Annotated in this window: 23 protein-coding genes and 2 pseudogenes; 2 read left to right on the top strand and 23 right to left on the bottom strand. The window is 37.6% G+C overall.

Annotated elements, in window-relative coordinates; all coding sequences use genetic code 11:
- Positions 1-7: 7 nt before the first annotated feature.
- The gene (locus FZF09_RS01635; RefSeq protein ID WP_158734811.1) at positions 8-1,198 is read left to right on the top strand and encodes a chromate transporter; all 1,191 of its coding nucleotides are present in this window, start codon (positions 8-10) and stop codon (positions 1,196-1,198) included.
- Positions 1,199-1,532: 334 nt separating this feature from the next.
- On the opposite strand, the gene FZF09_RS01630 is transcribed toward FZF09_RS01635, so the two are convergent.
- The 20 genes and pseudogenes from FZF09_RS01630 to FZF09_RS01535 all read right to left on the bottom strand — a co-directional run bounded on the left by FZF09_RS01630 (position 1,533) and on the right by FZF09_RS01535 (position 22,725).
- Complete coding sequence (locus tag FZF09_RS01630; RefSeq protein WP_158734810.1) at positions 1,533-2,093, bottom strand: cupin domain-containing protein; 561 nt, start codon at positions 2,091-2,093, stop codon at positions 1,533-1,535.
- Between the two features lie 316 nt (positions 2,094-2,409).
- Positions 2,410-3,549 carry a glycerate kinase gene (locus FZF09_RS01625; protein WP_158734809.1) on the bottom strand — a complete coding sequence of 380 codons (1,140 nt, stop codon included), beginning with the start codon at positions 3,547-3,549 and terminating at the stop codon, positions 2,410-2,412.
- Positions 3,550-3,860: 311 nt separating this feature from the next.
- A complete protein-coding gene (locus FZF09_RS01620) occupies positions 3,861-4,529 on the bottom strand; it encodes a GntR family transcriptional regulator (RefSeq protein ID WP_158734808.1) in 669 nt (222 codons plus the stop codon).
- A 433-nt stretch (positions 4,530-4,962) separates the two neighbouring features.
- A complete protein-coding gene (locus FZF09_RS01615; RefSeq protein WP_233269382.1) occupies positions 4,963-5,946 on the bottom strand; it encodes an aldo/keto reductase in 984 nt (327 codons plus the stop codon).
- A gap of 98 nt (positions 5,947-6,044) precedes the next feature.
- Complete coding sequence (locus tag FZF09_RS01610) at positions 6,045-6,989, bottom strand: carbohydrate kinase family protein (RefSeq protein ID WP_158734806.1); 945 nt, start codon at positions 6,987-6,989, stop codon at positions 6,045-6,047.
- A gap of 104 nt (positions 6,990-7,093) precedes the next feature.
- The gene (locus FZF09_RS01605) at positions 7,094-7,315 is read right to left on the bottom strand and encodes a biotin/lipoyl-containing protein (protein WP_158734805.1); all 222 of its coding nucleotides are present in this window, start codon (positions 7,313-7,315) and stop codon (positions 7,094-7,096) included.
- A 71-nt stretch (positions 7,316-7,386) separates the two neighbouring features.
- Entirely contained in the window at positions 7,387-7,608 is a 222-nt protein-coding gene (locus tag FZF09_RS01600; protein ID WP_158734804.1) for an acyl-CoA carboxylase biotin carboxyl carrier protein subunit, read from the bottom strand.
- A 120-nt stretch (positions 7,609-7,728) separates the two neighbouring features.
- The gene (locus FZF09_RS01595) at positions 7,729-9,084 is read right to left on the bottom strand and encodes an acetyl-CoA carboxylase biotin carboxylase subunit (protein ID WP_158734803.1); all 1,356 of its coding nucleotides are present in this window, start codon (positions 9,082-9,084) and stop codon (positions 7,729-7,731) included.
- Positions 9,085-9,095: 11 nt separating this feature from the next.
- Positions 9,096-10,025 (bottom strand): 5-oxoprolinase subunit C family protein, encoded by a 930-nt coding sequence (locus FZF09_RS01590; protein WP_158734802.1) that lies wholly within the window; start codon positions 10,023-10,025, stop codon positions 9,096-9,098.
- Complete coding sequence (locus tag FZF09_RS01585; RefSeq protein WP_158734801.1) at positions 10,022-10,756, bottom strand: 5-oxoprolinase subunit B family protein; 735 nt, start codon at positions 10,754-10,756, stop codon at positions 10,022-10,024. The genes FZF09_RS01590 and FZF09_RS01585 overlap by 4 nt, the downstream gene beginning before the upstream one ends.
- 86 nt (positions 10,757-10,842) lie before the next feature.
- On the bottom strand, positions 10,843-11,610 hold the full coding sequence (locus FZF09_RS01580) for a LamB/YcsF family protein (RefSeq protein WP_158734800.1): 768 nt from the start codon (positions 11,608-11,610) through the stop codon (positions 10,843-10,845).
- Between the two features lie 222 nt (positions 11,611-11,832).
- Positions 11,833-12,873, bottom strand: a complete 1,041-nt coding sequence (locus FZF09_RS01575; protein WP_158734799.1) for an NAD(P)-dependent alcohol dehydrogenase — start codon at positions 12,871-12,873, stop codon at positions 11,833-11,835.
- A gap of 85 nt (positions 12,874-12,958) precedes the next feature.
- The gene (locus FZF09_RS01570; protein ID WP_158734798.1) at positions 12,959-14,059 is read right to left on the bottom strand and encodes a zinc-binding dehydrogenase; all 1,101 of its coding nucleotides are present in this window, start codon (positions 14,057-14,059) and stop codon (positions 12,959-12,961) included.
- 58 nt (positions 14,060-14,117) lie between these two features.
- Positions 14,118-14,987, bottom strand: a complete 870-nt coding sequence (locus tag FZF09_RS01565; protein WP_158734797.1) for a class II fructose-bisphosphate aldolase — start codon at positions 14,985-14,987, stop codon at positions 14,118-14,120.
- An 85-nt stretch (positions 14,988-15,072) separates the two neighbouring features.
- Complete coding sequence (locus FZF09_RS01560; RefSeq protein WP_233269365.1) at positions 15,073-16,389, bottom strand: aminotransferase class V-fold PLP-dependent enzyme; 1,317 nt, start codon at positions 16,387-16,389, stop codon at positions 15,073-15,075.
- 48 nt (positions 16,390-16,437) lie between these two features.
- Positions 16,438-17,394, bottom strand: coding sequence for a D-2-hydroxyacid dehydrogenase (locus FZF09_RS01555; protein ID WP_158734796.1), 957 nt, complete (start codon positions 17,392-17,394; stop codon positions 16,438-16,440).
- A gap of 188 nt (positions 17,395-17,582) precedes the next feature.
- Positions 17,583-19,079 (bottom strand): tripartite tricarboxylate transporter permease, encoded by a 1,497-nt coding sequence (locus FZF09_RS01550; RefSeq protein WP_158734795.1) that lies wholly within the window; start codon positions 19,077-19,079, stop codon positions 17,583-17,585.
- Between the two features lie 30 nt (positions 19,080-19,109).
- A complete protein-coding gene (locus FZF09_RS01545) occupies positions 19,110-19,583 on the bottom strand; it encodes a tripartite tricarboxylate transporter TctB family protein (RefSeq protein ID WP_158734794.1) in 474 nt (157 codons plus the stop codon).
- A 2-nt stretch (positions 19,584-19,585) separates the two neighbouring features.
- Positions 19,586-20,617 carry a tripartite tricarboxylate transporter substrate binding protein gene (locus FZF09_RS01540; RefSeq protein ID WP_158734793.1) on the bottom strand — a complete coding sequence of 344 codons (1,032 nt, stop codon included), beginning with the start codon at positions 20,615-20,617 and terminating at the stop codon, positions 19,586-19,588.
- Positions 20,618-21,368: 751 nt separating this feature from the next.
- Positions 21,369-22,725 (bottom strand): annotated as a pseudogene (locus FZF09_RS01535) (transposase).
- Between the two features lie 479 nt (positions 22,726-23,204).
- Here FZF09_RS01535 and FZF09_RS22730 point away from each other — a divergent pair.
- Complete coding sequence (locus tag FZF09_RS22730) at positions 23,205-23,294, top strand: helix-turn-helix domain-containing protein (RefSeq protein WP_158734792.1); 90 nt, start codon at positions 23,205-23,207, stop codon at positions 23,292-23,294.
- Positions 23,295-23,735: 441 nt separating this feature from the next.
- On the opposite strand, the pseudogene FZF09_RS01525 reads toward FZF09_RS22730, so the two are convergent.
- The 3 genes and pseudogenes from FZF09_RS01525 to FZF09_RS01515 form a co-directional block, all read right to left on the bottom strand.
- Positions 23,736-24,116 (bottom strand): annotated as a pseudogene (locus tag FZF09_RS01525) (IS3 family transposase); the annotation flags it as partial.
- A gap of 80 nt (positions 24,117-24,196) precedes the next feature.
- A complete protein-coding gene (locus FZF09_RS01520; RefSeq protein WP_158734791.1) occupies positions 24,197-25,120 on the bottom strand; it encodes a pseudouridine-5'-phosphate glycosidase in 924 nt (307 codons plus the stop codon).
- The gene (locus FZF09_RS01515; protein ID WP_158734790.1) at positions 25,117-26,223 is read right to left on the bottom strand and encodes a carbohydrate kinase; all 1,107 of its coding nucleotides are present in this window, start codon (positions 26,221-26,223) and stop codon (positions 25,117-25,119) included. Before FZF09_RS01515 ends, FZF09_RS01520 begins: the two co-directional genes overlap by 4 nt.
- Positions 26,224-26,315: the final 92 nt, after the last annotated feature.

The raw sequence follows: 26,315 nt of genomic DNA, 5'->3' as shown, positions 1-26,315 counted from the left end.
TGATTCTATGAATGAAAAGAAAGATAACAAACTGCAAACGTTGTTAGAAATCCTGATCATATCTACTAGACTTGGCCTAACTTCATTTGGCGGCCCCATTGCGCATTTAGGTTATTTTCATGAAGAATACATAAGAAGACGTAAATGGATGGATGAGAAAAGTTATGCTGATCTAGTTGCTCTATGTCAATTTCTTCCGGGGCCTGCAAGCAGTCAAGTTGGAATAGGTATTGGAGTGATGCGTGCTGGTGTCTTAGGTGGGATTTTAGCCTTTATCGGGTTTACACTCCCCTCTGTCATCGCTTTAATTATTTTTGCACTCATACTACACGGACTAGATGTCAGTACACTCGGCTGGATTCAAGGATTAAAGATTGTTGCTGTTGCTGTCGTTTTTCACGCCATTGTTGGCATGGCAAAAAAGCTGACCCCTGATGTGCAGCGAAAAACAATTGCTTTATTTGCACTTATTGCCACTTTATTATGGCAAACAGCTTTTACACAAGTTAGCGTGATCTTAATATCAGCATTGATTGGTTATGTGCTTTTTAAACATCAGGAAATCGATGAAAATACACATTTTAACTTTCCGATTTCTAAACGTTTTGGCTCGACTTGTTTAGTGATATTTTTTAGTTTATTAATCATTCTTCCATTCCTTCGTGAGATCACTTCATTAAACTGGGTGGCTATGTTCGATAGCTTTTACCGTTCTGGATCCCTCGTGTTTGGCGGCGGACATGTTGTTTTACCCTTGCTTGAACGTGAATTTGTGCCTACAGGCTGGTTAAGTGAAGAATCGTTCCTTGCGGGTTACGGGGCTGCACAAGCAATACCGGGGCCGCTATTTACTTTTGCTGCTTATTTAGGGGCTGTCATTAATGGGTGGCAAGGTGGATTATTAGCTACAGCTGCTATCTTTTTGCCCGCATTTCTGCTAATCCTGGGTACCTTACCTTTTTGGGATGCTTTACGCAGCCAGCCGAAAATAAAAGGCGCATTAATGGGGGTAAATGCTGGGGTGATCGGTATTTTAATTTCGGCTTTTTATCACCCAATATGGACCAGCTCGATATTAGAACCATTTGACTTCGCGTTTGCAGCCGTTTTGTTTAGCATGCTGGCTTTTTGGAAACTGCCTCCTTGGCTTGTTGTGTTAACAGGAGCACTTGGTGGAATATTTATTCATTGGTTGTAGTTTACACTTTAATATGTGTGTTCTCCGAGCAAAAACATTTATATAGTCAACTTCTTCTTTTGAATAAAGTTTTAAATAGTATTGTTTTCAGGACTATTTGCCGTAAGGAGCTACTCTTTAATAGGGTAGTTTTAACGCAACTGTCACCATAGGGGTAAAATGATGGATGATATTAACAAAATATATTGTTTACTCTAAGGAGCAGCATTAGGAAATTTAAGAGTTACCAATACAAATAAAGCCTAATTTCTCCTGTAATATGCTGAGAAATTAGGCTTTAATTAACTCATAACGAACATTTGTGGAGGAAAAGATTTTTGAAGCAGTAAATGCTTTATCCATGGTTTTCTTCAACAGCCATTGCTTCTGCTTTCGTTTGATGAACCGTATCAAAAGGATGCTCAGGCGGGGCATAGATAGTATAAAGTTTAAGTGGTTTATTCCCCGTATTAGTTAGGTTGTGCCATTTACCAGCAGGGACCATAATTGCATAATCATCAAAAACTCTTTCTACAAAAGTTAAATTATCTTGCGTATCCCCCATTTGAACTATTCCTTGCCCTTCCTCAATACGCAGAAATTGATCAACTGCAGGGTGAATTTCTAAGCCAATATCTTCTCCAACATTGATACTCATCAAAGTAACTTGTAAATGATCTCCTGTCCATAGGGCGGTACGAAATGTACTGTTTTGCTTTGCAGCATCTTCAATGTTCACAACATATGGTTTTGATCCATAATCTTTTCGTTCAACGATTCCGTTTGATGATTGCCTATGACAAAACCGGTTTGCATATTCTACATCCTGTGGAATAGTCCATTGTACAGGATGTCTGCTATACTGAGGCATTGGGACATTAACATAATACTGATATGGACACATATAGTAGTACATTTTAGTTCATTCCCTTCCCAGGTTATAAATCATCCTATGATTTGTATCTAGGGAATGTTCTTGGTTCCTCGTATGAGAAAACGTTATTATCCATCCATTTCATACCATTAAAGGCGCCTGCTAAAAAAGCGCAGTCCCTTACTCCAGGAAAAGCGCCTTGATTACCTTTTAAATGTGGTATTGAATATCATAGGGGCGGGGGTTGCGAAGTAAAAGCCTAATTTCTTACAACATTGAAAAATTAGGCTTTTTAGGTTTTCTCAGCATAGGAATTTTTCAAAATGTTGGCGGTACCTCTAGTAAAACAAAAAATATCTCATGCCTTTAATAGAGTGAGTACCGTTCGAACTATTTGTTCCGCACTTCTTTCGATAAGTTTTTCTGCATTGTCCATGGCTTCATTTAATGTCATTGGTCCCGAAACCATACTGTGCACTGCATGAATACCGTGTTCATAAAGATTATCAACCCAATTTCCTACTGATCCAGCAATAACAACGGTCGGAATCCCTTGTTTTTGAGCTACTCTTGCCACTCCCATTGGAGTTTTTCCAAATGCGGTTTGAAAGTCAACTTGACCTTCACCAGTAATCACCATTTCCGCACCAACTAAGGCCTGTTCTAAGTTTACTGCCTTAACAATAACCTCAATTCCTTGCTGTATTTCAGCCTGAAAAAAGGCGAGCAATGCTCCTCCCATTCCTCCTGCAGCTCCTGCACCTGGCATATCATGAATCCGAAAATTTGTTTCTTGAGCTATTACATCAGCCCACTTCGTCATATTTTCATCTAATTTTCTTACCATTGTTGGTGTTGCTCCCTTTTGCGGACCAAACACATGGGAAGCTCCTTCCGGACCAACAAAAGGATTTTGCACATCAGAGGCAACCGTAAAATTACATTCCTTGATTCTTTTATCAAATTTACTCATTTCTAGCCTATATATGTATTTTAAGCCTTCTCCTCCTGGGGCAATTTCTTTACCATCTTTGTTTAAAAGGCTGGCACCAAGAGCCTGAAGCATACCTGCTCCTCCGTCATTAGTCGCAGAACCCCCGAGAGTAACTATAAAATTCCTATAACCATCATCAAGTGCTGCTTTTATCAATTCACCGACACCGTAAGTTGTCGAAGATAATGGATTAAGCTGTTCAGGATCAACGAGATCAAGTCCAGCTGCCGTTGCCATTTCAATAACACACGTCTTTTTATCACCTAATAATCCGTACCCAGATCGAACTGGCTCACCTAATGGACCTGTGACTGTTATGTTCTGTATCTCACCACCTGAAGCTTTCACAATTGTTTCCATCGTACCTTCCCCACCATCTGCGCAAGGTACTAGCACTGTTTCTAAGTCTGGAGAAACATTATTAATGCCTCGTTTTATTGATTCTGCTGCTTGAATGGCTGATAGACTTCCTTTAAAAGAATCTGGAGCAATAACTATTTTCATATGCTTCACACTCCTTGTAACCATTTATTATTAAAATTATTTGTTATATATGATAGAATATGCCACTATTTTACGAGAACTCCAGATGTCTATAAGCAATGAATCCTTACTGAATGTAATGATAATTACATGAGTGAACCATAGATTTTAGTGTTGAGCCATAAAAAAAATATCCCCCCTACAAAAAAGTAGGAGGCTGCTTAAAAAGCACCAACAAAACTTAGTATCTAAATGCTTCAGGATACCAGAATGTATTAAAATTACAAAGCGTGAGGTGTATGCTATTGTAAGGAAATTCAATAAAGGGGAATTTAAAATATATAATTACCAGTCAGACTGGTATAACCATTTAAAATGTTTTTTTCGATTTCTTCAACGAAGCCATTTTTATCATCATTTATAAGACAATCTATTATTTTTCTGTGTTCATTAAGACTGTCTTGGAGTCTTGATGAGTTTTTACTTGACTCAATTCCTAATAAGAATGCTCTATCATAGAGATTGTCAATAATAGAAAAAAACTGGGTATTTTCATATCTTGTTAATATATATTTATGAAAATTGTGGTCTTCAGACATAAATGAATGCACGTCATTGTTTTCCACTGCTTCCATTTGTTTAGCATATGAATTTTCTAAAAAGTTGATGTCGGTTTTCGTAAGATTAGAAAACACACGTTTTGCAGAATAGGATTCAATGGCAGCTCTTAATTCATAAATTTCTCTTGCATCATTAATGGTTATCGTATTAATTAATACTCCTTGTTTAGGAACAATTGTAAGAAACTTATCATTTTCTAGTTGTTTACAAGCATATGTTATAGGAGTTCTACTAATATTTAACTTTTTTGCCATTGCTGAAATACTAATCACTTCACCTTGTTTAAGTTCCCCCATTACTATTTTTTCTTTAATAATTTCATATGCTGTATTGGTCAAACTACTAAGGTTATTATTTTCTCCCTTTTCATACATACTCATTTAGATTCTCCCTTTGATTAAGGTTGGGTATCAATCACCATTATAACACCCCAGCATTTGTATATTTTAACCCGATTTTGTTGGTCGCATACTTTTGTTTAATTAAACAAGTATTGGATTTAAAAACACAACTTGCATACAAGTTGATCATTTACTCATATTAGTATTATATATTTTCGAAAATTTGTCAATGGATCGAAGTAATTCATATGAAACCTTATTTAAAGGTACTCGGCTGGTTCTCATAGAAATCTTACCAACAGGATGAATGAATATGATATACCAGAGGTGTAAAGGGTACCGTGTATGATCTCAAACTTGAGACAGAAAGACAAACTTTGGTACAACGTAAGTTATTTACTTTATGGAAATAGTCATTATCAGCAACTTGGTTTACATATAGTCATTTTATTTGTGGCTTGATGAGAGAATTTTATATGTTTAAGTCCAGTTCTTCTGCCATATCTCTCATTAATCTAGTATCTTCAGGGGAAAGTTTAATATCAATACCTTGTGCATTTTCTTTCATATTTTCTACACTTCTTGCCCCGAACAATACATTTATAAAATCACCCTGAGCAGCAACCCATGCAATGGCTAAATTCGCTTTGGTACAGTTATATTTCTCAGATAAGTCTTCCCATTTTTCAAGCATATCAATTACATTAACCATATTACTACGTTCAAACCACTTTTTTCCTTTGCGGGCAGAACCTTCTGGAGGGACATAATCTCTATTAATTGCTCCTGTTAAGAGTCCTTGCTCTAATGGAGAATACGCTTGAAATGTAATATTATTTCGCTTACAAAGTTCTAATATCCCATTTTCTTCAACTTTTCTGTCAATAATGCTGTATTTTTCTTGAATTAAATCCAATTGACCGTGTTTAAGATATTCTTTTATATGATCACTATTCACATTGGAGGCACCAATTGCTTTAATTTTGCCTTCTTGCTTGAGCTCGTTTAATGCTTCCATGGTATCAGAGATTGGTGTGAAAAATGGATCAATTGACTGCCAGTGGGTAATATAAATATCAATGTAATCGGTATTAAGACGTTTTAAGCTCATTTCAACTTCTTCTTTTATTGCTGTTTTCGACAAGTTTCTTAATATAGTCTCCCCTTCTTTTTTTTCAAAAAAACTGCCATCGTCCGTATGCCAAACTAATCCACATTTTGTTGCGAGGACAATTTTCTCCCTGATTCCTTTTAAAGCTTGCCCCACAACTTCTTCACTATGTCCAAAATTGTACGCAGGTGCAGTATCGATAAAGTTTACACCCATATCAACACAATTTCTGATTGTTTCAACAGATTTGCTGTCATCATTATCCCCCCAAGCTACACCGCCGCCTATTGCCCAAGTTCCGAGACCTAATCTCGATGCACTAATTTTAGATTTCCCAATTTCCATATTCTCCACTACATGCTACCTCCTATAATTTGAGTCAATCTCAACGCATTTTCAATTACTGAATAAGAACGCTTTTCTGACTGTTTTGTTTTTAAAATTTATTCCTTCATCATGTCCATGACTTGCTTCCTATTTTCTACGCCTGTAGTAGCCCCTAAGCTTTGAACAGAAACAGAAGCCACAGCGTTTGCAAATTTACCACAGTATTCCAATGATTTATTCTCAAGGAGGGCTGTAATAAATCCAGCAACAAAATTATCACCTGCTCCAGTTGTATCTATTCGATTTGCTTTTTTATAGGTAGGTATAATATATCTTTCCTTAATATTCTTTATAAAGCAGCCATCTTTCCCTATTTTTATAACTACATTCTTAATTTTACAATCCAACAGGACATCAGCTATTTCATCCAAATCTTCTTTGCCTGTCAGATCTACTGCTTCATCATAGTTAGGAAAAAAGTAGTCTAAATAACCAAGAGCGTCCTTTATGTCACGTAAGCCTTTTCCATCCCTGCTTTTTATGATGTCCGCACATGTAATTAAATTACTATCTTTTGCCTTTTTAAAGATTTTTAATAGTGCATTATTATCTAAGAGAGGGTTATTAAAAATGCTAGCCATCGAAAGAAGCTTGGCTTCCTTAAAGCGTTCAAAATTCACATCTTGCACATCCATGCGCCACATACTTCCATTTCGGTTTGTGACAAAAGTGCGTTCTCCATCCTCCCTAACCAGGCCGATATTAATTGATGTATCAATACTGTCATCCACAACCATAGAGCCAGCATCAACATTATGGCGTTCGCATTCTTTCAAAATGTACTCTCCCATAAGATCTTTACCTATACGGCTCATTAATATCACTTTTTTATCAAGTTTCGAAAGAATTATGGATTCATTTATTGCATCCCCACCTGTTGTTACAGATATTTTGTCTATTGGATATGAGTCCACGTCAAATACTTCTTTACTAAAAGGTTGAAGAGGAATGTCGATAATTGCAGCACCGACACAAATGACATCGACTTCCTTTGTTCCCATACAGAAACATTCCTTTCCAGTTCAGACATAAAAACAACTTACATACCCGCCAAGTGCCATTCCCTTAATGCCCTAGATTTTTTTAAAACAGAAGAGCTGTGAGCTCAAACAGATAAAATGACCATTGTTTCACCTTCTTCTACCGCATCTTTAGCTTCAACTTTAATTTCTTTAATGATTCCATCCAATGGAGCTATTAAAGGGATCTTCATTTTCATTGACTCTAAGATTAACAAGACATCGCCCTCAACAACTTTTTTTCCTGTTTCTTTCTCGATCTTCCATACAACCACAGTAATTCCAGCTTCTACATTTACATCACTCATTTTATTTCTCCTCGATAAATATCTTCAAAGCTAGAAATCAGAAGTAGTTAAACAAGGGAAGAACTGTGAGATTAAATAGATAAGATAACTAACGTTTGACCTTCTTCTACTACTTCGCCTTCTTTAACTTTAATTTCTTTAATGATCCCATCCCGTGACGCTATCAAGGGTATTTCCATTTTCATGGCCTCACAGAATAATAATATATCGCCCTCAACAACTTTTTCCCCTATTTCTTTCTCAATTTTACTAACAACACCGCTAATTTCAGCTTCCATCTTTGTTTCACTCATTTTTATTTCTCCTCTTATAAATATCTTCAAAGCTAGAAATCAGAAGAATTTCTAGTTCAATAGTAGTTCTTTGAAAGTTTGCATTAAGAGCTTATACCCCACTCCCTTTACTCCCCAGGACTATTTTTTCTCTTTCTTGTTTAGCGCTTTTGAGACAAAATCAGTATCTACATTTCCCGATTTGAATTTCTCTGAATAAAGACAATTTATAAGTAATGGAATGTTTGTCTTCACACCAGAAATATCAAATTCCTTTAGTGCATTTATTAATTTTTCTATTGTTTTTTCTCGAGTTTCACTATGTGCAATAACTTTTGCAATCAAAGGATCATAGTAAGGTGTTACCATCAAACCCTCTGCATACCCTGTTTCAACACGAATATCCTTATCGATTGGTGGTCTAAAAGTATTTAACTTACCTGGAGAAGGCAGAAAGGATTCTGGATCCTCTGCGTAAATTCTTACTTCCATAGCATGACCGCTTGGCTTTATTGCTTTTGGAAGAAAATCTTTTAACGCTTCCCCTGCAGCAGATCGAATTTGAGATTCCACAAGGTCGATTCCTGTAATTTCTTCTGTGACAGCATGCTCAACTTGTAAGCGAGTGTTCATTTCAAGAAAGCTGAAAGAACCATCAGCCCCTCGTAACATCTCGATCGTACCGATATTATCATAACCTATTTTACTTAGTACCTTTGTAATGGAGTTAGCAAGTTCCTCCATATCACTGCGTTTCATCAAAGGGGCAGGTGCTTCCTCCAATATTTTTTGGTGCCGACGCTGCAGTGAACAGTCTCGTTCAAAAAAGTGACGTACTTCTCCATTTTGATCTGCAAGAATTTGAAACTCAATGTGACGAGGGCGGGGCATATATTTTTCAAGATATACTTTATCACTAGAAAAAGAAGCAAGGGATTGAGAACGAGCACGTTCCACTGTTTTAACTAATTTTTCTTCTTCAAATACCGGAAACATTCCGATACCTCCGCCCCCCTCTGCTGGTTTAACCAAGACGGGCAAGCCTATTTCACGACCTTTTTTTATTATATTCTCTGCATTGGTACCTAAAATTCCTGATCCTAAACCAACGTGCATCCCATTTTCTTTCATTAACTGTCTAGAATTATTTTTATTTGACATGGAATGAATCCATTGAGGAGACGGACCAATAAAACCCACCCCTAAATCTTTAACTCGAGTCGCAAATTCTGCATTTTCAGAGAGAAATCCATAGACTGGATGTAAACCATCTGCTCCTGTCTGCTTTATTACTTCTAAAAGAGCCTCCTGATTAAGATAACTCTTTGAGGCAGGCGCCTCTCCAATGAAATAAGCTTCATCTGCCTCTTCAATGTGCGGAGTATCTATATCAGCCTTAGAGTATACAGCGACAGAACGAATACCCATTGACCGTAGTGTTCGTATCACTCGTCGTGCTGCATCACCTCTATTAGCAACGACTACTTTATGAAACATAACCACCACTCCTAAAGCTGATTTTGTAAATAACTAAATTGTTCAAATTGATTCTTATACAACTCTGTTGCCTCATCTACTGAAATTCTTGTAAAATGGACGTCATCATTTGGTCTAGCTTGACCTATTAAACCAAGATCAACAGAAGCAACAACTCCAATAACTGGATATCCAGCCGTTACACTGCGCCCTCTATGAAGGATAATTAACTGCCCTGTAGGAATAACTTCAACTGCTCCTATACTTACACCCTTGGAAAGAACTTCTGTCGGGCTATAACCAGAAAGCCTTGGACCTTTTAAACGTATGCCTATATGGTTACTATCTGTTGATACTTTATAAGACGAATTATAAAAGTAATCAAAATTTTCAGTAAAAACTTCTGATTCCGGACCGTCACAAATGCGAATATTCCACGGTGAACCATATTGTGGTATTCCCTTAACTGATGGCGGATTTTTAGTGAACTCATCGATGCTGTTAATATTTTTCAACCTTATTATTTCACCTGAAAATAATTTTTTTCCAAAATTAGCGACAACATCTAATGAAGAACTGCCATAGATAGATGGCACGTCTAATTCTCCCCCGACTGCAATATAAACTTTTAAACCTTGACGTATTTTTTTGATAGATAACACTTTATCAGCTGGAAGAATAGCATTTTCCCACATTTTAACAGGCTTGTCATCTATTGATACGTCTGCCGGAGCTCCAGTTATACAGACAGGAATGTCAACACTGCTTTTCATGCTGAAGTCAAAAGCAGTCACTTCAATTACGGGCTGAGAGAATTCGTTTCCGGCTAACAGATTACCAGCTAAATAGGCAAATTGGTCCACAGCCCCATTCACACTAATACCATGATGTTCAAATCCATATCTTCCAGAATCCTGTATGGCAGCTAACTTAGAATTCGTTATTTTCAAGAATTCATTCATTCCGTCTCCACCTTCAATTCATCGACTGATTGGCCTTTATACTTTTCGTATTCGCCCTCTTTTATGGGGAAAAACTCTAAATAGTCACCTGCTTTATAAGGGGCAGGGGGACTATCTTCTAAATTAATTAACTGAACGGGGGTTTTTCCTATTAACTGCCATCCCCCTGGACTATCCAAGGTATAAATGTTTGCTTGCGTACCCCCTAAACCGATGGAACCATTAGGAACTTTTGTCCGTGGTGTTTCTAATCTCTTGATTTTTTTATTAAATGGGGGTGCGTCTAACAATGGCACCCCGACTGGACTTCCTATACATACGATCTGATAATGTTTGGAGCAAAATAAGTCAATGACCTGTTCAGCGGACATACTTAATTGAAGACCGACATTTTCCAAATCTTCTCCATATTCTCCACCAAACACAACAGGAATACGAAAGCGTTGCGGACTTTTATGAAAACATCTTGTTGAGTCAAATTCTTGAATACTTCTTTTCACAAAATCTTTAATTTGCTTATTATTAATTTGAATACAGTTATAATGAATATAAACGGAACAGTAAGTTGGAATGGCACCTAGAATTCCCTTTACATTACTTTCATTAATAAGGTTCGCTACATAATGAGCTTTTTGCCATGCTGTTTTGGAAAAATCTTTAGAGAACTCAACTAAAATACCTGAATCTCCACAGTCGACTAACTCCATTGTTTTACTTATTGACTTCGTCACCACGCTCCTCCTTTCTTTTAGGGGGATAAATATTTGTTTTAAAGTTATTTATGTTAGGGAAGAATGTCCAAAATACTGCAATACTTTTAGAGCCATTCTTCTAGCTTGCGAACTTCGACTCCAGCTTCTATTAAAGTAGCTTTAATCTCCTTTGCTAAGTCTACTGATCCTGCTGTGTCGCCGTGTACGCACAAAGTGTTTCCATCAACCTCTATTTCGGATCCTGATACCGTTTCTACTGTTCCTTCCAGTACCATTTTTAAACAACGTTGTAATACGGTTTCTTGATTATGGATAACAGCCCCCGGTTCTTTCCGTGAGACCAAGGTCCGGTCATCATTGTAGGCTCGATCTGCAAAAAGTTGAACAGCTGTCTTCAAGCCCCTCTTTTCAGCTTCCACAGCCAACTCTCCAGGTTCAGTTATTATAATAAGAGAAGAATCAAAGGACAGGACAGCTTCTACAATGGCCTGAGCATACTCACGGTTTTTTACTGCAAGATTCCCAAGTCTTCCATGTGGAGAAACGTGCTGCAAATGCCCTCCTGAAGCTTTCACAAAAGCACTCAGTGCCCCAATTTGATAAAGGACATCCGTTTTAATTTCTAATGGGGTTAAACTCATATCTCTTCTCCCAAATCCAATTAAGTCTGGAAAACCTGGATGGGCGCCAATGCCAACATGGTTTTTCAAAGCTTTCTCTACTGTTAAACCCATGATTCTAGGATCTCCTGCATGAAACCCACAGGCCACGTTAGCAGAAGTGACAATATCTAGTAATCTTTCGTCATCCGCGATTGTATAACGTCCAAATCCTTCACCCATATCTGCATTGATGTCAATTACCTTATTCATTAAAACCCTCCTAAAAAGGTCATAAACTTTTATAGAAACAAAGGAGCCAAGCGCTTAGCCGCCCGGCTTTTAGAGCGTCTGCCTGCAGAAGACTGCTCCGGGTCTCGAAGATCAGACGGGCAAAGGTCCGGGCGGCTGCGGGGCGAATCTGGATGATGCCTCGGACACCCCGCTATGGCTTTTTCCTGACCTTAAGACGCGTGCCAGCTCCGGGGATTTTTATTATGAAACCTTTATGACCCCTTTAATTAACTCCTGTTTATTTCGAATGGAGTAATCGAAAGCTTCCTGAACATCTTTATAATCAAATAATTTATTAACGGATCCTTTTACATTAATTTTACCTGCCGCAACAGCTTCAATTGCAGATGGAAACATATTTGCATAACGAAAAACCGTTTTTATGGTAACTTCTCTGTTAATGCTTAAAAAATTTATCGGGGTTTCCCCAGGAATTGTTCCTACTATTATAATTGTGCCCCCACGACTTATTAGAGAAGTTGTTTGGGAAGCTGTCACTTGTGAACCAGCTGTTTCAAAAACTATATCAGCTCCGTATGGGCCAAGTAGCTTTTTACATTCGTTAAGCATGTCGGGTATGTTCGCTTTAATAACTTCTGTAGCACCTAAACTCTTTGCAAATTCAAGCTTATTATCAAATAAATCGATAACTACAATCTCTGATACACCCATTGTTTTACAGGCTTGCAATGTCATTAAACCAATAGAACCCGCACCAAGTATTACGACTTTATCTCCAACTCCAGCCCCGCCTTGAGTGGCAGCATGAAACCCTACGGCAAGGGGTTCAATAAGCGCACCTTCCATTGTGTCCATATTATCCGGAAGCTTAAAAGTCAAATCTGCCGGATGTGTTAAATAGTGTGTAAGAGCACCCTTATAATTGGGGGATGTCGCCATAAAATCTACACTAGGGCAAATATTATACTTCCCCTCCATACAAAACTTACATTTCCTGCAAGGTACGCCAGGTTCAATTGCAACTTTATCACCAATATTGAGATCATTTACATTACTTCCAATTTCGATAACCTCACCACTACACTCATGCCCCAATCCAATTTTTGTGTTTGGATCACTAGGCGGAATATATGGTCCATGTTCAAATCCATGAATATCAGAGCCGCACATTCCAACATACTCAACTTTTAAAAGTACTTCATCTTCGGCTGGAACCGGAATTTCAACATCCTGAATTTCAAATTTCTTTGTTTCTATTAAAATAGCTTTACTATTTTCCAAGGCCCTATCCTTCCTTTCCGACTCCTCAATAATCATTTCATATTAATGAAAACTTACCAGGAAGAACTCATCTGCTGATTAAACACTATGCTCTTCCAGATTCATCTTCCTCATCATATTTCAAAATGACTTTTATAGCATCACGGTTTGCAAAGAGTTCAAATCCTTCCTCCCATTTTGAGATCGGCAGGCGGTGTGTGATCATTGACTTAGCATCAATCATCCCTTTTTCTAAAAGAGTCAAGCAGTTTTTCAAAGAAGTTGTATCATATGCCATATGTCCCGTAAGTGTAATAGCGTTCATGGAAAGATCATTTATGGAGAAGTCTACAGGTTGAAAACTCATACCTACTCTAACAATTTGTCCATTTGTTCTTATTATCTCCAAAGATTGTTTAAGAACTTCAGGAGGACCTGCACAATCTACAATAACTCCAACCCCATTTTCACCTGTAATGTTTTTTACACTCTCTACTACGTTTTCCTCATCATTGACTACAAAGTGGGTGACGCCCAATTTCTCACCGACTTTAAACCGTACATGTTCATTCCTTTTTGAAGCTACAAGAATAATATTGGCAGCTCCCATCAATTTAGCAATCTGCACAGAGAATAGACCTAGAGGTCCCGCCCCGAAAATTACTACGTTTTCTCCTGGTAAAAGCTGCGATCTTTGCGCTAATGCCATGTAAGCATTGCTCATTGGGTCTAAAATTGCCGCTTCTTCAAAGGAAACATTGTCAGGTATATGGAAAATAGCATTTTTATAAACTTCTAATATTTTCCCGGGAATTCTCACATATTTGGTGAAGCCCCCGTCCCATCCTACAGTCAACCCTAATGACTTTTTCTTTGGGCAAACTAAGAAGTTCCCCTTTGAACAGGCGTGGCATTTTCCACAAACATCTCCAGTGTTCTCAGATACCACTCTGTCGCCAACTTTCCAGTCAGTAACATTTTTCCCGGTTTCAACTATAACTCCAGCAAACTCATGACCTGCTATACGTCTATTTTCAGGAATTTCAGCAGCATCATTTTCAATGCCGTAGTGTTTTAAATCTGCACCACATATCCCCGCAGCCTTCACTTCAACAAGTATATCGTCTTCCCCAATAGTGGGCTCGGCCAGCCCCGTTTCAAACCTAAAATGTCCAATTTCTGTTCCATATCTTACCAATCCTTGCATTTTATACCCTCCCTATAATTTTTTACTTATATCTATTAAAATATTTAATTATGCAATCTTAAACGGAAGCGTTTTCGCTAGCAGGTTGAAAAGGGTTTCTACCTTTACCATTACTTCCAAACAATTTTATTTTTTCTTCTGCTCTCTTTTCAATTGCTGCAGTAACTTCCTGTTGAAGCTTTAAATACGGTTTATCATTGTTGTTAATAACGTCCATAGCCGCCAAACAAAGATCAGTATGAATATTTATTTTAGCCACTCCCATATCAATACTTTTTTTAACAATATCATCACTAATTCCTGAAGCACCATGTAATACTAATGGAACTTCCACTTTTTCACTGACTTTTTTTAAGATGTCTAAATTAATTTGAGGTTCAGATGTATAAACTCCGTGTGCATTTCCAATTGCTGTCGCTAAAATATCAACCCCAGTGCGTTCTACAAATTCTGCTGCCATATCAGGATCTGTGTATTTATACTGGCTTAATAAATCTTCGTATTTTGTTTCAGGTCCTATGTGCCCCAATTCTGCTTCTACCGGTACACCAAGCATCTTACACTTATCGACCACCTCTTTTGTAATTCGTACATTTTCTTCAAACTCCTCACCAGAAGCATCAATCATGATAGAATTAAATCCACAGTCAAGCGCATAACTAATAACCTCCATATTTTTTCCATGATCCCAATGAACAGCTACAGGCATATCTGATTTCTTTGCTCTTTCTACCATCATTTTTGCGTAATAGTAGATGTCAGTATTCGCTGTAAACCCACTGCCAAATGCCAGAATGACGGGTGATTCTGTTTTTTCCACAGCGTTCATCACCCCAAACAGCATTTCTGAATTCCAGATATCAAAGTTTGCGACGGCATAATGTTCTTTGTGTGCCTTTCGTAACATTTCACCCATTGAAACTAACATATAACTTAATTCATCCTTTCTATTTTATTGAATCTTAGAAAATATCTCATTATTTGCAATATACTTATTCGTTTCTTCTTTCCTTTTAGGATGGAGATAATTGAGATATTTCATTTGTAATTTCTAAAAATCTATCTATTTCTTCGATTGAATTACAATGTAATGGGGACACTCTAATAGCACCATTTAAATTGCAAGATTCAAGAATTCTTTTGGAATACGGATTGGAAAGCAGTCTAACAAAAACGATGACTCCTCTTTTTTCATATTCCTTCATTGCTTGAGTGTATCCAATATTATTAAAACCTATTGAAATGATAAAATCTCTTTTGGTGAGATCTTCATAATCTAAAAGTACATTAACTCCATCTAGCTTTCGAAGTCCGGAAATTTCATCGGTTCCGTCGAGCATCCTGGACATAAGAGCTCTTTCTTGCAAATGGATTTTCTTCATTCCGCACTCAAATAACTCTCGTCTATCATCACTTTTTTTAAATTTGCCGCCGATCCAGCATACATAATTTACTATTTCGGAAACTACCGCATATTGAGCTGGAGCAGGACTGCCAAGTTGCCAAACATAAGGTTCTTTAGCAATTAACTTATGATGTGGAAGCCTTGCCGCTCTATCTGATAGATAGGCAATGCCAGATCCCCTGCAACCAAAAAATTTGTAAGGAGCAAAATTAATACCATCGACTGGCGTTTTTTGAAGGTCTATTACATCATGAGGCACATGCTGAACTGCATCAATCACAATATACAAATCTGGTTTAATTTCACGCGCTTTTTTTATAACATTACCAACATCTATAATAGCTCCTGTAATATTTGATGCATACATGATGCTTAAGAGACATGTGTCTTTATCTATTAATTTAACTACTTCATCCACATCCACTCCTCCAGTAACAGGATTACTGGCAGCTACTCTAAGTTCTTTATTTAATTTTTCAGAATAATACACCATTGGATCATAAGCTGAAGGGTGTTCCAATATTGTAGTAACCATGTTTGTGCCAGGAATATTTTCTGAAATAGCTCTTACCATATCAAACATTGCTTGAGAAGCAGTTAGTGATGTAACAACACTGCCGCCCTTGGCGTTAAAAATAGTTTTCACGTCGTTAATCCCGTTTTCTTGTTTCTTCTGCAAATATAACGCTTTGTTATGAGGACGTTCTGGACAATCTGGGATAGCATCCAATCTAGCAAATTCTTCTAATGCTTTTTTAAGTCTGAACGATCCTCCAGCGTTATCGAAAAATAGTCTTTCACCACCATGAGGATCATTATCGATATAGTAAAAACGTTCACGAATTTCACTTAATAATTTATTAGAAAATAGCTCCCCCGCTTCTGTATCATTCAGTTGGTGGTTGGTAAATGCATTATTGTTCACGTTTATCCCCCCTTTTAGTAAGGTGATCTCTCTAAATCCTTTAGATAATTATGGATTTACAACATTTTTTGGATTGTTGTTTATAAAAGCTTCAATGTTATCAATTGCCATATTTAGCAGTCGGCTCCTGGAATCTTTCGTAGCCCAAGATATATGTGGTGTTATAATACAATTTTTTGCTTGTAATAATGGATTTGTGTCATCTGGCGGTTCCACTGCTAATACATCTAGTCCAGCACCAGCAATTGTACCTGCATTAAGTGCTTCTGCTAAATGGTCGTTATTAACAAGCTTTCCTCTGGAGTTATTTATAATAAAAGCGGAAGATTTCATCATTGATATATTTTTTTCGTTTATTAGTTCTTCCGTTTCAGAAGTTAATGGACAGTGTAAACTTATTACATCCGCTTCTTTCAACAATTCATGTAGTTCAACCCATTTGAAATTTGGCAAATCAATATCTCGCGGATAATAGTCGTAAGCCACAACAGCCATCCCGAAAGCGGAAGCAATCTCAGCTGTTTGAAGCCCTATACGCCCAAGCCCTACGATTCCCATCGTTTTTCCCGCTAATTCTACAAGAGGATAATTCCAGTAGCACCAGTCTGGATTTTCACTCCACTCTCCTTTTTTCACCGAGTCACTGTGACGTTGAACATGATGGCAATGTTCTAGTAGTAAGGCAAATGCCATTTGGGCTACGGAAAGGGTTCCATAAGTCGGAATGTTAGTAACTACTATTTTTCGCTCACTCGCAGCCTCTATATCTACAACATCAAATCCTGTTGCAAGCACACCGATATATTTTAGTTTCGGCAATTTCTCAAGTGCAGTTTTGCGAAGCGGTGTTTTATTAGTTAATATAATGTCTGCATCAGTGGCCCTTTCAACAACAAGGTCCTCTGGTGTGCGATCATATAAATCGATTTTTCCAAACCTCGATAACTCTTCCCAGCTCAAATCACCAGGATTGAGCGTATATCCATCCAAAATGCAAATTTTCATGTACTCATTGTCCTTTCCTTAAAGTTTAAAAATTATTATTTTTGCTCCTTAAGTAACACATTATTTGGAAACTTAATTGAATTCAACTTGCATGTAAGTGGTTTGTTACAAATACTACTCTCTTTTCATTCATCTGTCAATCTAACATTTCCTTTTATTTTATCTTGTCACTGGATAATTGAGACAGATTACGTTGAAACCTTTCGTTGAAATCTGATTACTAGGTAACTCATTAATATGAACACGACCAATAAAATGAGAAACGCAGGTCTCTGAAATAGAAATAAAAATGAATCATTCGCATCTATCAAAATTGAAGTTCGCTGCAAGTTTTTTTCTACCATTGGACCTATTAAAAAAGCAATAAGAAGTGGAATTAAAGGAATATCTAGCTTGACCATCACATATCCTATAAATCCAAATAACATCATAATGCCAACATCGAAGAGACTAGCACGCATTCCAAATGTTCCGGCTACTGCCATTATAAAAACACTTGGAAAAAGAAGCCTTTGTTTAATTTGTAATACTTTCGTGGCAATTGGAATAAGTCCTTGACCAACGATGAAGTTAAATATTCCGGCTATAAAAAGTGCTATAAATATTGCATAGATTTCAACAGGTGCTTCCACAAAAACTGTTGGACCCACTGTAATTCCGTGAAGAAGGAATGCACTTGCAACAACTGCTACAGCTGTATCACCGGGAATGCCTAGAGCCAATAAGGGGATCATATTAGCTCCTCCCTCAGAACTATTAGCACTTTCTGTAGCAGCGACCCCTTCAATTTCCCCCTTCCCAAAATTTTGAGAGTGTTTGGAAGATGTAGCAGCTTGATTATATCCAATGAAGGCTGCTATGTTTGCTCCCAAACCTGGTATAGCTCCCATTGCAGTCCCAATTGCAGAAGACCTAAACAAAGTTCGAATTGTTTTTTTAATCTCCCACCAATGAAGTTTATTATCCTCGGGTTTTTCAGAAAAAGATACTGTAGTTTTACTCGTATTATTTTGATTTTGCTCCATTCGTCTAATTATTTCTGGAATAGTTAATAAACCAATTAACATTGGAATAAGTTCTATTCCAGAAAGTAACTGTGTTATACCAAAATTGAGCCGGCTGACGCCTGTCACCGGATCTAATCCAATGGATGCAAGTAACAACCCTGCTCCCGCCGACATCAATCCCAATCTAGGAGACTTACCCGATACCGTTCCTAATACTATCAAAGCACTAAGTGCTATTAACAATAGTTCAGGGGGTCCCAGCTTTAACGCAATAGTGGCTAGAAAACCAGTGGCAAATATAAGACATAAAGTACCAAATACATCACCAAATGTAGAGGAGAGTAATGCTAATTTGGCTGCCTTTCTACCTTTGCCTTGCTGAGCAAGCGGATGTCCGTCCAAAATTGTTGCCATCGCTGCAGGCGTCCCAGGTGTTTTTATAAAAATAGCGGCAAGAGATCCCCCAAACAATGCTCCTTTCAACATACCTAGAAGCATTGGCACCCCTACCCAAATCGGCATAGCAAATGTAATCGGCATGATCAAAGCCATAACCATCGTAGCAGTTAGTCCCGGAATAACCCCAAGAATTTGACCAACTATAATACCTAGGAAGACAAAGAAAATAGTTTCTGGTTGAGCCACTAAGGAAGCTGCTTCTAAAACTGCATCTAACATTATCTCACCTCCGGGTTTAAAATAAGATTTTTAATCAGAAAAGAAACCCTGAGGAAGGGTTACTCCCAACTGTACTGCCAACAGAAAATGAACAATTAATATAACCACAACCGCTGCTGTTATAAGTTTCCACCAACTTTTCTCACCCAAAAACCATATAACTCCTATCAAAAAAACGGGGGTGGCTATATAAAAACCAACAGTTTCTAAAGCAATAAATACGTAGGTTATACACGCCGCAAAAATTATTGCGGCGCGTTTTACATCTCCTTCCGACCATATGGCTCTAACTTCGTTTTTATCTTTAGACCTAGTTAATGATATCGCTTCCAAAATTGATGTAATAAATATGATAGTTACCGCCATAGTAGGAAAAAAACCGGACGACACACCTTGCCTATCCCCGGTACCTTGAGGGATATTTTCTGGAAATACCATAAATACTAAGAATAGACAGGTAACAGCTATGGCCAGGTAAAACAATGATTCAACTTGTTTACTCATTTTCACTCATTTCCTTCATCTTCCAAGAATTCCCCTACTGTTTCAACTTCTTTTCTTATTTGAGTTCCTAGTTCCTCTGATCCTATATGAAGAGGCTCCAATTCCATGTTCTCAATAGCTTCAACATAGTCGTCTTGCTGAACTGCCTCTGCAATTGCATCATTCAGTGTTTGAGTAATTTCTGAAGGTAAACCTTCTGGTGCTACTATGCCATACTGCTGTAAAAAGCCTTCTGAATAACCAAGTTCACCATACGTCGGTATATCCATATCAGGGTCTGATTCACCACTTGCTTCAGCCAATAATCTGACATCTCCAGCTTCAAGTGGACCTGCGTAATCTGCAGCTATAGCAGCATCAAGATGTCCACCCATTAAAGCAGTCATAGCCTCGTTTCCTCCATCATATGGTACGTACTCTGCTTCAACTCCAGCTTCATCAAACATTATTTGTGTTGTAATTGTTGTCGGACTCTGAGGTGATCCTCCAGACCAGGTAAGCTTTCCTGGATTGTCTTTTGCCCATTCAATCAATTCATCAATATTTTCCCACTGGCTGTCCGAGGACACCATAAGAGGGTGATAAGCGTAAACATAGGATGAAACAAAAGTAAAGTCATCTACTTTATATTCCAGATCTTCGGTTTGGGTTGCAAGAAACGGCGTATTAGCAAATGCTGATAATGTATATCCGTCTGGCTCCTCATTACTTAACTGCGTTATTGCCACCGAACCACCGGCACCTTCCAAAATTTCTATATTCACTTCTGTATCCAATATTGTTTCTAGTTCATCTGCTAACAATCGAACACTTTGATCAACTGCTCCTCCAGAACCAAATAGTGAATAAATAGTAATAGGTTTTTCTGGGTATGAAGAATTTTCATTGGACTCTTGATCACCTTCTGATGCATTCGTTGTTTCTTCATCACTAGCTGTTTCAGATGCATTTTGACCACCACAACCGGTAAGTAAAAATGCAAAAAATGTTAATAAACATACTCTTAAAAGTAGAGATGAAGACTGTTTTATCATTTTATCCCTCCCATATATTCATTAAAAATTAATTATCTATGCAAAAACACAACATAACACTTCCATCACAGACAGACTTTTCTAATAAAACGACGATATGGATAATTCTTGTTTGATTTGGACAGTTTTTCAGACAGTATAAAACCATAATGTTATATTAATTACCAATGTAATCTGAGCAACTCCAGCGATATTTTTACCAATTTCGATTATTTAGAAAATTAAAATGAAAAAATATGGTTCTTTCAAGTAGTAATTCACCTTTGAATGTTCATAGCAATCACCCTCCTTCAATGTTTATACGCTTTAATGCAACACCTCCTATAAGTGAGAAGTTCACTTTAAATTCAACTTGCATGTAAGTGTATATAACACTACTATACATTTTTTTACTTGTCAATACTAATTACTGCATGATTAAAAAAGGTACATTCCCTTCATTTAACAAAACCGGCAAAATTCCAAAAGACCCTGTAAAGAAGGAAATTACATGGCGTAAAATTCAATGATATACGGCATACTAATGAGCCACCATTGGTACAATCAACCGTATAGATTACTATTGGTTTAAAAAAGATTATATCGTAAATATGCCACCAGCTATACGTTATAGCTTTCTAATAAAACTTAATAAAAACATTTCGATTAAATTTACTATTTTAAATATTTTTTAAAAATTGTTAATAGAATCAATTTCATAATTGCTTGATTTAAAAATTCAGAGACGGACAGAATTTTTACATCCATTTTTCTAAAAACTTATGAGCTTGTTGTTGCTTGTGGCTAGCACGAATACGATGAGTTTAGAAGCATTGTAAACGAAGGCGACGAGATCAAAGTGAATGTTGGCTCGTTTCCCTGAACAATGTCGAACATTATTTAGTTGAAAAAAACTCTTTTAAATAAGCATTTACTCGTTCAACTGCGGTGCGACGTTTAAAAATGGCTTTCCAAGCATTTGAACCTCTCGCGGGTGGGTGCTGTGTACTTGCGAAGATCGGTCGTCGTTTTGACTTTATATACCTTTTGACAGAGTCCATCATTGGCTAAAGGGCAGTCTTGACACTCTTTTGGTCGTGTATATTTTAATGTTTCGTGCTTGGAATCAAAACTATCATACCGATAAGAATGTTCTCTGACACAGGTTGGTGCGAAATGCTCGTCAAAGCCAACGATTTCTCCTTCATTTCGCTTATTGTAGGCAATGACGGACTGCTGCCCCATACGATGGACCTGTTCATAAATCGGTTCAAAATCATAACCGGCATCCATCGTTTGATAACGAAGAGAGGCTAAAGATAGTCGTTCATGGATTCCTTTTAATAAAGGAATCGCGGTTTTGCCATCGTTTAAGTTTCCTGATGAGAAAATCGATTGAAGAATGTATTGGCTTGACGTTCCAACGGCTAAATGGCCGTTGTAGCCATACCAGAACACGTTTTTTCCTTCGCTGTTTTTTTCACACCCCATGTTGGGTTTTGGGGAACCTCCTGACGTAATGGAGCCAAAGGGACATCTAACTGTGCTTCGATTTTCTTTTCGAATAACGGGAGATTCGCTTCTTTTTCCGCTTGTTCGATGAGCCATTGTTCATGTTCTTTGATTTACGTCCACGCTTTTTCGGTTCCTCTTTTGACTTCTCTTCCGTGGGTGGAGCCTGATGGCGCGCTTCAAAATGCGTGGTATAAGGCTCCACCGTATCATCGGTAATAAATCCTTCAGCGATCGCTTGGAGAACTACTTTTTCTTGAGCTTTAACTAAAACGGTGGATTTCTCTAGCTTCGTTAGCAGTCGAGAATAGGATGCTTCAGATGGAACTGGATCGGAAACAAGAAAACCGCAGTTTCTTTTAAAGGCTAAGTCTTCGTTTAGACGCTTGTTTAAGTGTTTTATCGTCGGAATTCTTTCGACAAGACGGATCAAAATAGAGATGACCATCGCTGGATAATTCAATGCTTCTGGTCCCCCCAAGGTGGGATGTTTTCGTCACCTCGTGGACAATCGAAGGCAGATCGATAGCTGAAATAATCGCATCATAACGTTGGGAAGGTTCCATCTCATATAATTCTTGCATGCTAAATAAACTCATTTGTCGTATAATGGTCATAGGAAGTACTCCTCCAGTCTTTTTGGGATGTTTTCGTCGACTACCATTATACTGGATTTGGGAAGGTACTTCCTTTTTTATGCCTTGGAACCCTTGAACAACAAGGGCTGAGATTTATGAAATTTACTCAATAAGGAAATACTCTGGAAAGTCTTAGTATAACAGAGACTAAAATACTAATTGTAGCTATATATTTAGTGGTTGTTACAATGAAAAAGATTGTTAATAAATGGAGAGGATGATAAAGTTTTAAGAAATTTTAACAGGGTTATCGGAGTAGGTTCATTTTTCTGCCAATTCAGTAGGAGCTTCAAAAACTATCAGAAGAAGAAATAGATGAAAATTATGAAATATAGAAGGGTAACTGAAGAAAATGGTACGCAGTATCGTTTCAGAACGTACAAAGTCAGGGCTAGACGCAGCAAGAGCTCGAAGAAGAAAAGACAGAAGATCAATCCAAACTGGATTTGGACTTTAAGATGTATCATAGTAAAGAGTACAGTATTCAGGAGATATTGGATGCCACCGGGATTGGAGGAGCTACATTTTATCGATATTTGGCAGAATGAAAATAAAATTAACACCATGTTATTTTTCAATTACTTTTTATTGATGATCAACAACGCAATCATCGGCTATGATATCTACGTTCATCTCGTTAATTCAAATGATGTTTCTTATTATTTCAGCATATTGATTTAACCCACGTTTTTCAAGTTCTTTAACAAAAACAAGTCAAGGTGAAATATTACTCATATAAGGTTTTGGACCAGTTGATAGTCCTCCACCAGGTCATGTATGCTATTTCTATTCCACACATTTATCTCCTCCTTCCGGTATAAAAGTTTCTAACTTTACGGTTAATTTACATAAAAAAGAAGATAAATAATAGACTGCATGAGAAGGTCTCTCTTCTAAATGTATTTGCTCGGCAAAGCATACATTTATGATAGAGTGCCTTCTCTTTTTTTCTACAAGTATGGTATGTCAATACTAAACTGGACAAATATTTAAAGGTGCATAGGCTTGTATTCAGCCGGCGTTAAGTAATCTAGTGATTCATGAATGCGAATGTTGTTAAACCAATGAACGTAATCAAAAGTTTAAGGGAAAGTCCATACTGGTTAGGGAAGTTGCGGTTGTGGATAAATTCTATTTTAATGGTCTTAAAGGTATCTTCAGCGACGGTATTGTCATATGGCGTTCATTTCTCACTCAAAGATCGCTCAATGCCAAAGGTTTCAAATGCCTAATCAATGAGTTGGTTCTTAAACTTGCTTTCTCTCCCCGTGTGGAATAACTCCAGCTGATGAAGATTATATTTAACAGATGCAGGCGCGTTGAACGAAAGCTTCGTCTTTGCGAGGCCCAGCACTGTAGCCTATGATTTCTACAATTATTTATTAGATAAAAATACATTGAGCATCCAATTTAGTTTCTCTTTTTTCGAATATCATCTTCTCTTGTTAATTCAAAAGCCGTGCTTGCAATTAGCAGCAATTTTAGCGCCAACAACTGCATTGTGCTTTACAAGTCCGATGTTAGCTTTAAGACTTTTTCCTTCAGTAAGTGTTTTGACTTTGTCTAAAATAAACGGTGTGGCCTCTTTTCCTAAAATATTCTTTTCTTCAGCTTCCTTCACTGCATGATCAATAATGGAGCTGATATACGTTTCATCCAGAGCATCTTTTTCCGGAATTGGATTGGCAACTACCATACCGCCACTTAAACCGATTTCCTGTTTCGTATCAATAACATTAGCGATTTCTTCCGGTGAATCCAGACGGTAATCCACCTTGAAAGGACTCGTTCTTGTATAGAAAGCTGGTAATATATCCGTGTTATGACCAATTACTGGTACACCATTTGTTTCAAGATATTCAAGTGTAAGGCCTAAATCTAAAATGGACTTAACACCAGCACAGACTACAGCTACATCAGTTTTCGCAAGCTCCTCTAGGTCAGCAGAAATATCCATCGTTATCTGTGCACCACGATGAACGCCGCCAATCCCTCCTGTTGCGAAAACTTTAATATCGGCCATGCTTGCACAAATCATTGTTCCTGCAACCGTTGTTGCCCCATGTTTTTTTACTGCAATGACATACGGTAAATCTCTTCGGCTCACCTTTTCTACTTCATTACTTTGACCTAAAAATTCAACTTCATCCTTCGTCAACCCTATTTTTATTTTGCCATCTATTATTGCAATTGTTGCAGGGATGGCACCATTGTCACGAATAAGATCTTCTACTTCTAATGCCGTCTCAACATTTTGCGGGTAGGGCATACCATGTGAAATAATTGTCGATTCAAGCGCTACGACAGGCTTATTATTTTGCATAGCGTCCTTTAATTCTTTTGAGAATACAAGTACATCATCTTTGACATTCATTTTTCCGTTTCCTCCTCGGTAAAAATACGATTATATGTTTCATCCAACAAATCCATATGAAGCTTTGTGTTAACTGTTTCTTTTGTTTGCAAAGTAATCATTGAGCACGCCATACCTAACTTACACGCCTTTTTAAATGACGTACCTTTGTTCATACCGAATAAAAATCCTGAAATAAACGAATCGCCTGCTCCGGTTACATCGACTACATTCGTTTTCGGTGCTGAAATTATTCCTTGGTCCCCTCGTTCGGTTTTATAAAAAATCCCTTTCTTCCCACGGGTAATAATTACGTTTTTGACACCACAGTCTATCATTCGGTCACTGGCTCCCTGTAAATCATCTGATGCTGCCCCTGTCAGCGCCATCGCCTCATCAACATTGACTACAAACCAGGTGACCCCTTTTAGATCTTCAGGTAGTTTTTTTATCTTAGGTGAAGAAACTGGAGCGATGCAAAGCGGGATTTTCTCCTGATGACATTGTTCAATCACTGTTTTCAGTACTTCATCAGGGAAATTTGTATCAAGTAAAACAATGGATGAGGATGCTATATGGTTCCACCTTTTATTAATAAATTCGTGACCCACTGCATCACATATTTCCATATCCGATAGGGCGATGAGCATCTCTCCTTTGTCGTTCAGCACCGCAGTGTACGTACCGGTATTCATTTGTGGTATTCTCATCGTTTGACTTATATTTACATACGGATTGGTTGTCTCAAGCAGCCATTCACCTTCTTGATCGTTACCGACAACTGTTAATAGTGAAGTAGTAATATCAAGGCGCCCAAGGTTTTCAGCGATATTCCTTGCGACACCGCCGCATGTCTGAGAAACAGTCACCGGATTCGACGTACCAAATTGTATAGAACCCTTTAATATTGACTTGCGATCAACGTTTGCCCCTCCAATACAAGTAATACGACCACTTTCGGGCAGGACATAAGCCCTTCCAATAATCTTTCCCTGCTTTATTAAGGAGGAGATGTATCCTGCCACGGCCGACCTTGACAGTTGAAGTGCACCTGCTAGTTCATTTTGAGAAATATATGGATTTTTTCTTATCCATTCTAATATTAATTGTTCTTTTTTATTCATAAGGGATCGCCTCGACACATAGTTATTTAACTTTTGTTTATATAATAAACACTTGTCTATTATAAGTCAAATTGTTTTAACTAGTAATACCA

This window comes from Alteribacillus sp. YIM 98480 (assembly GCF_009765375.1).
In the GTDB taxonomy this organism is placed as follows: Bacteria; Bacillota; Bacilli; order Bacillales; family Marinococcaceae; genus Alteribacillus.
The sequence above is the reverse complement of the archived record's forward strand: the minus strand, read 5'-3'. Positions and strand labels throughout refer to the sequence as shown.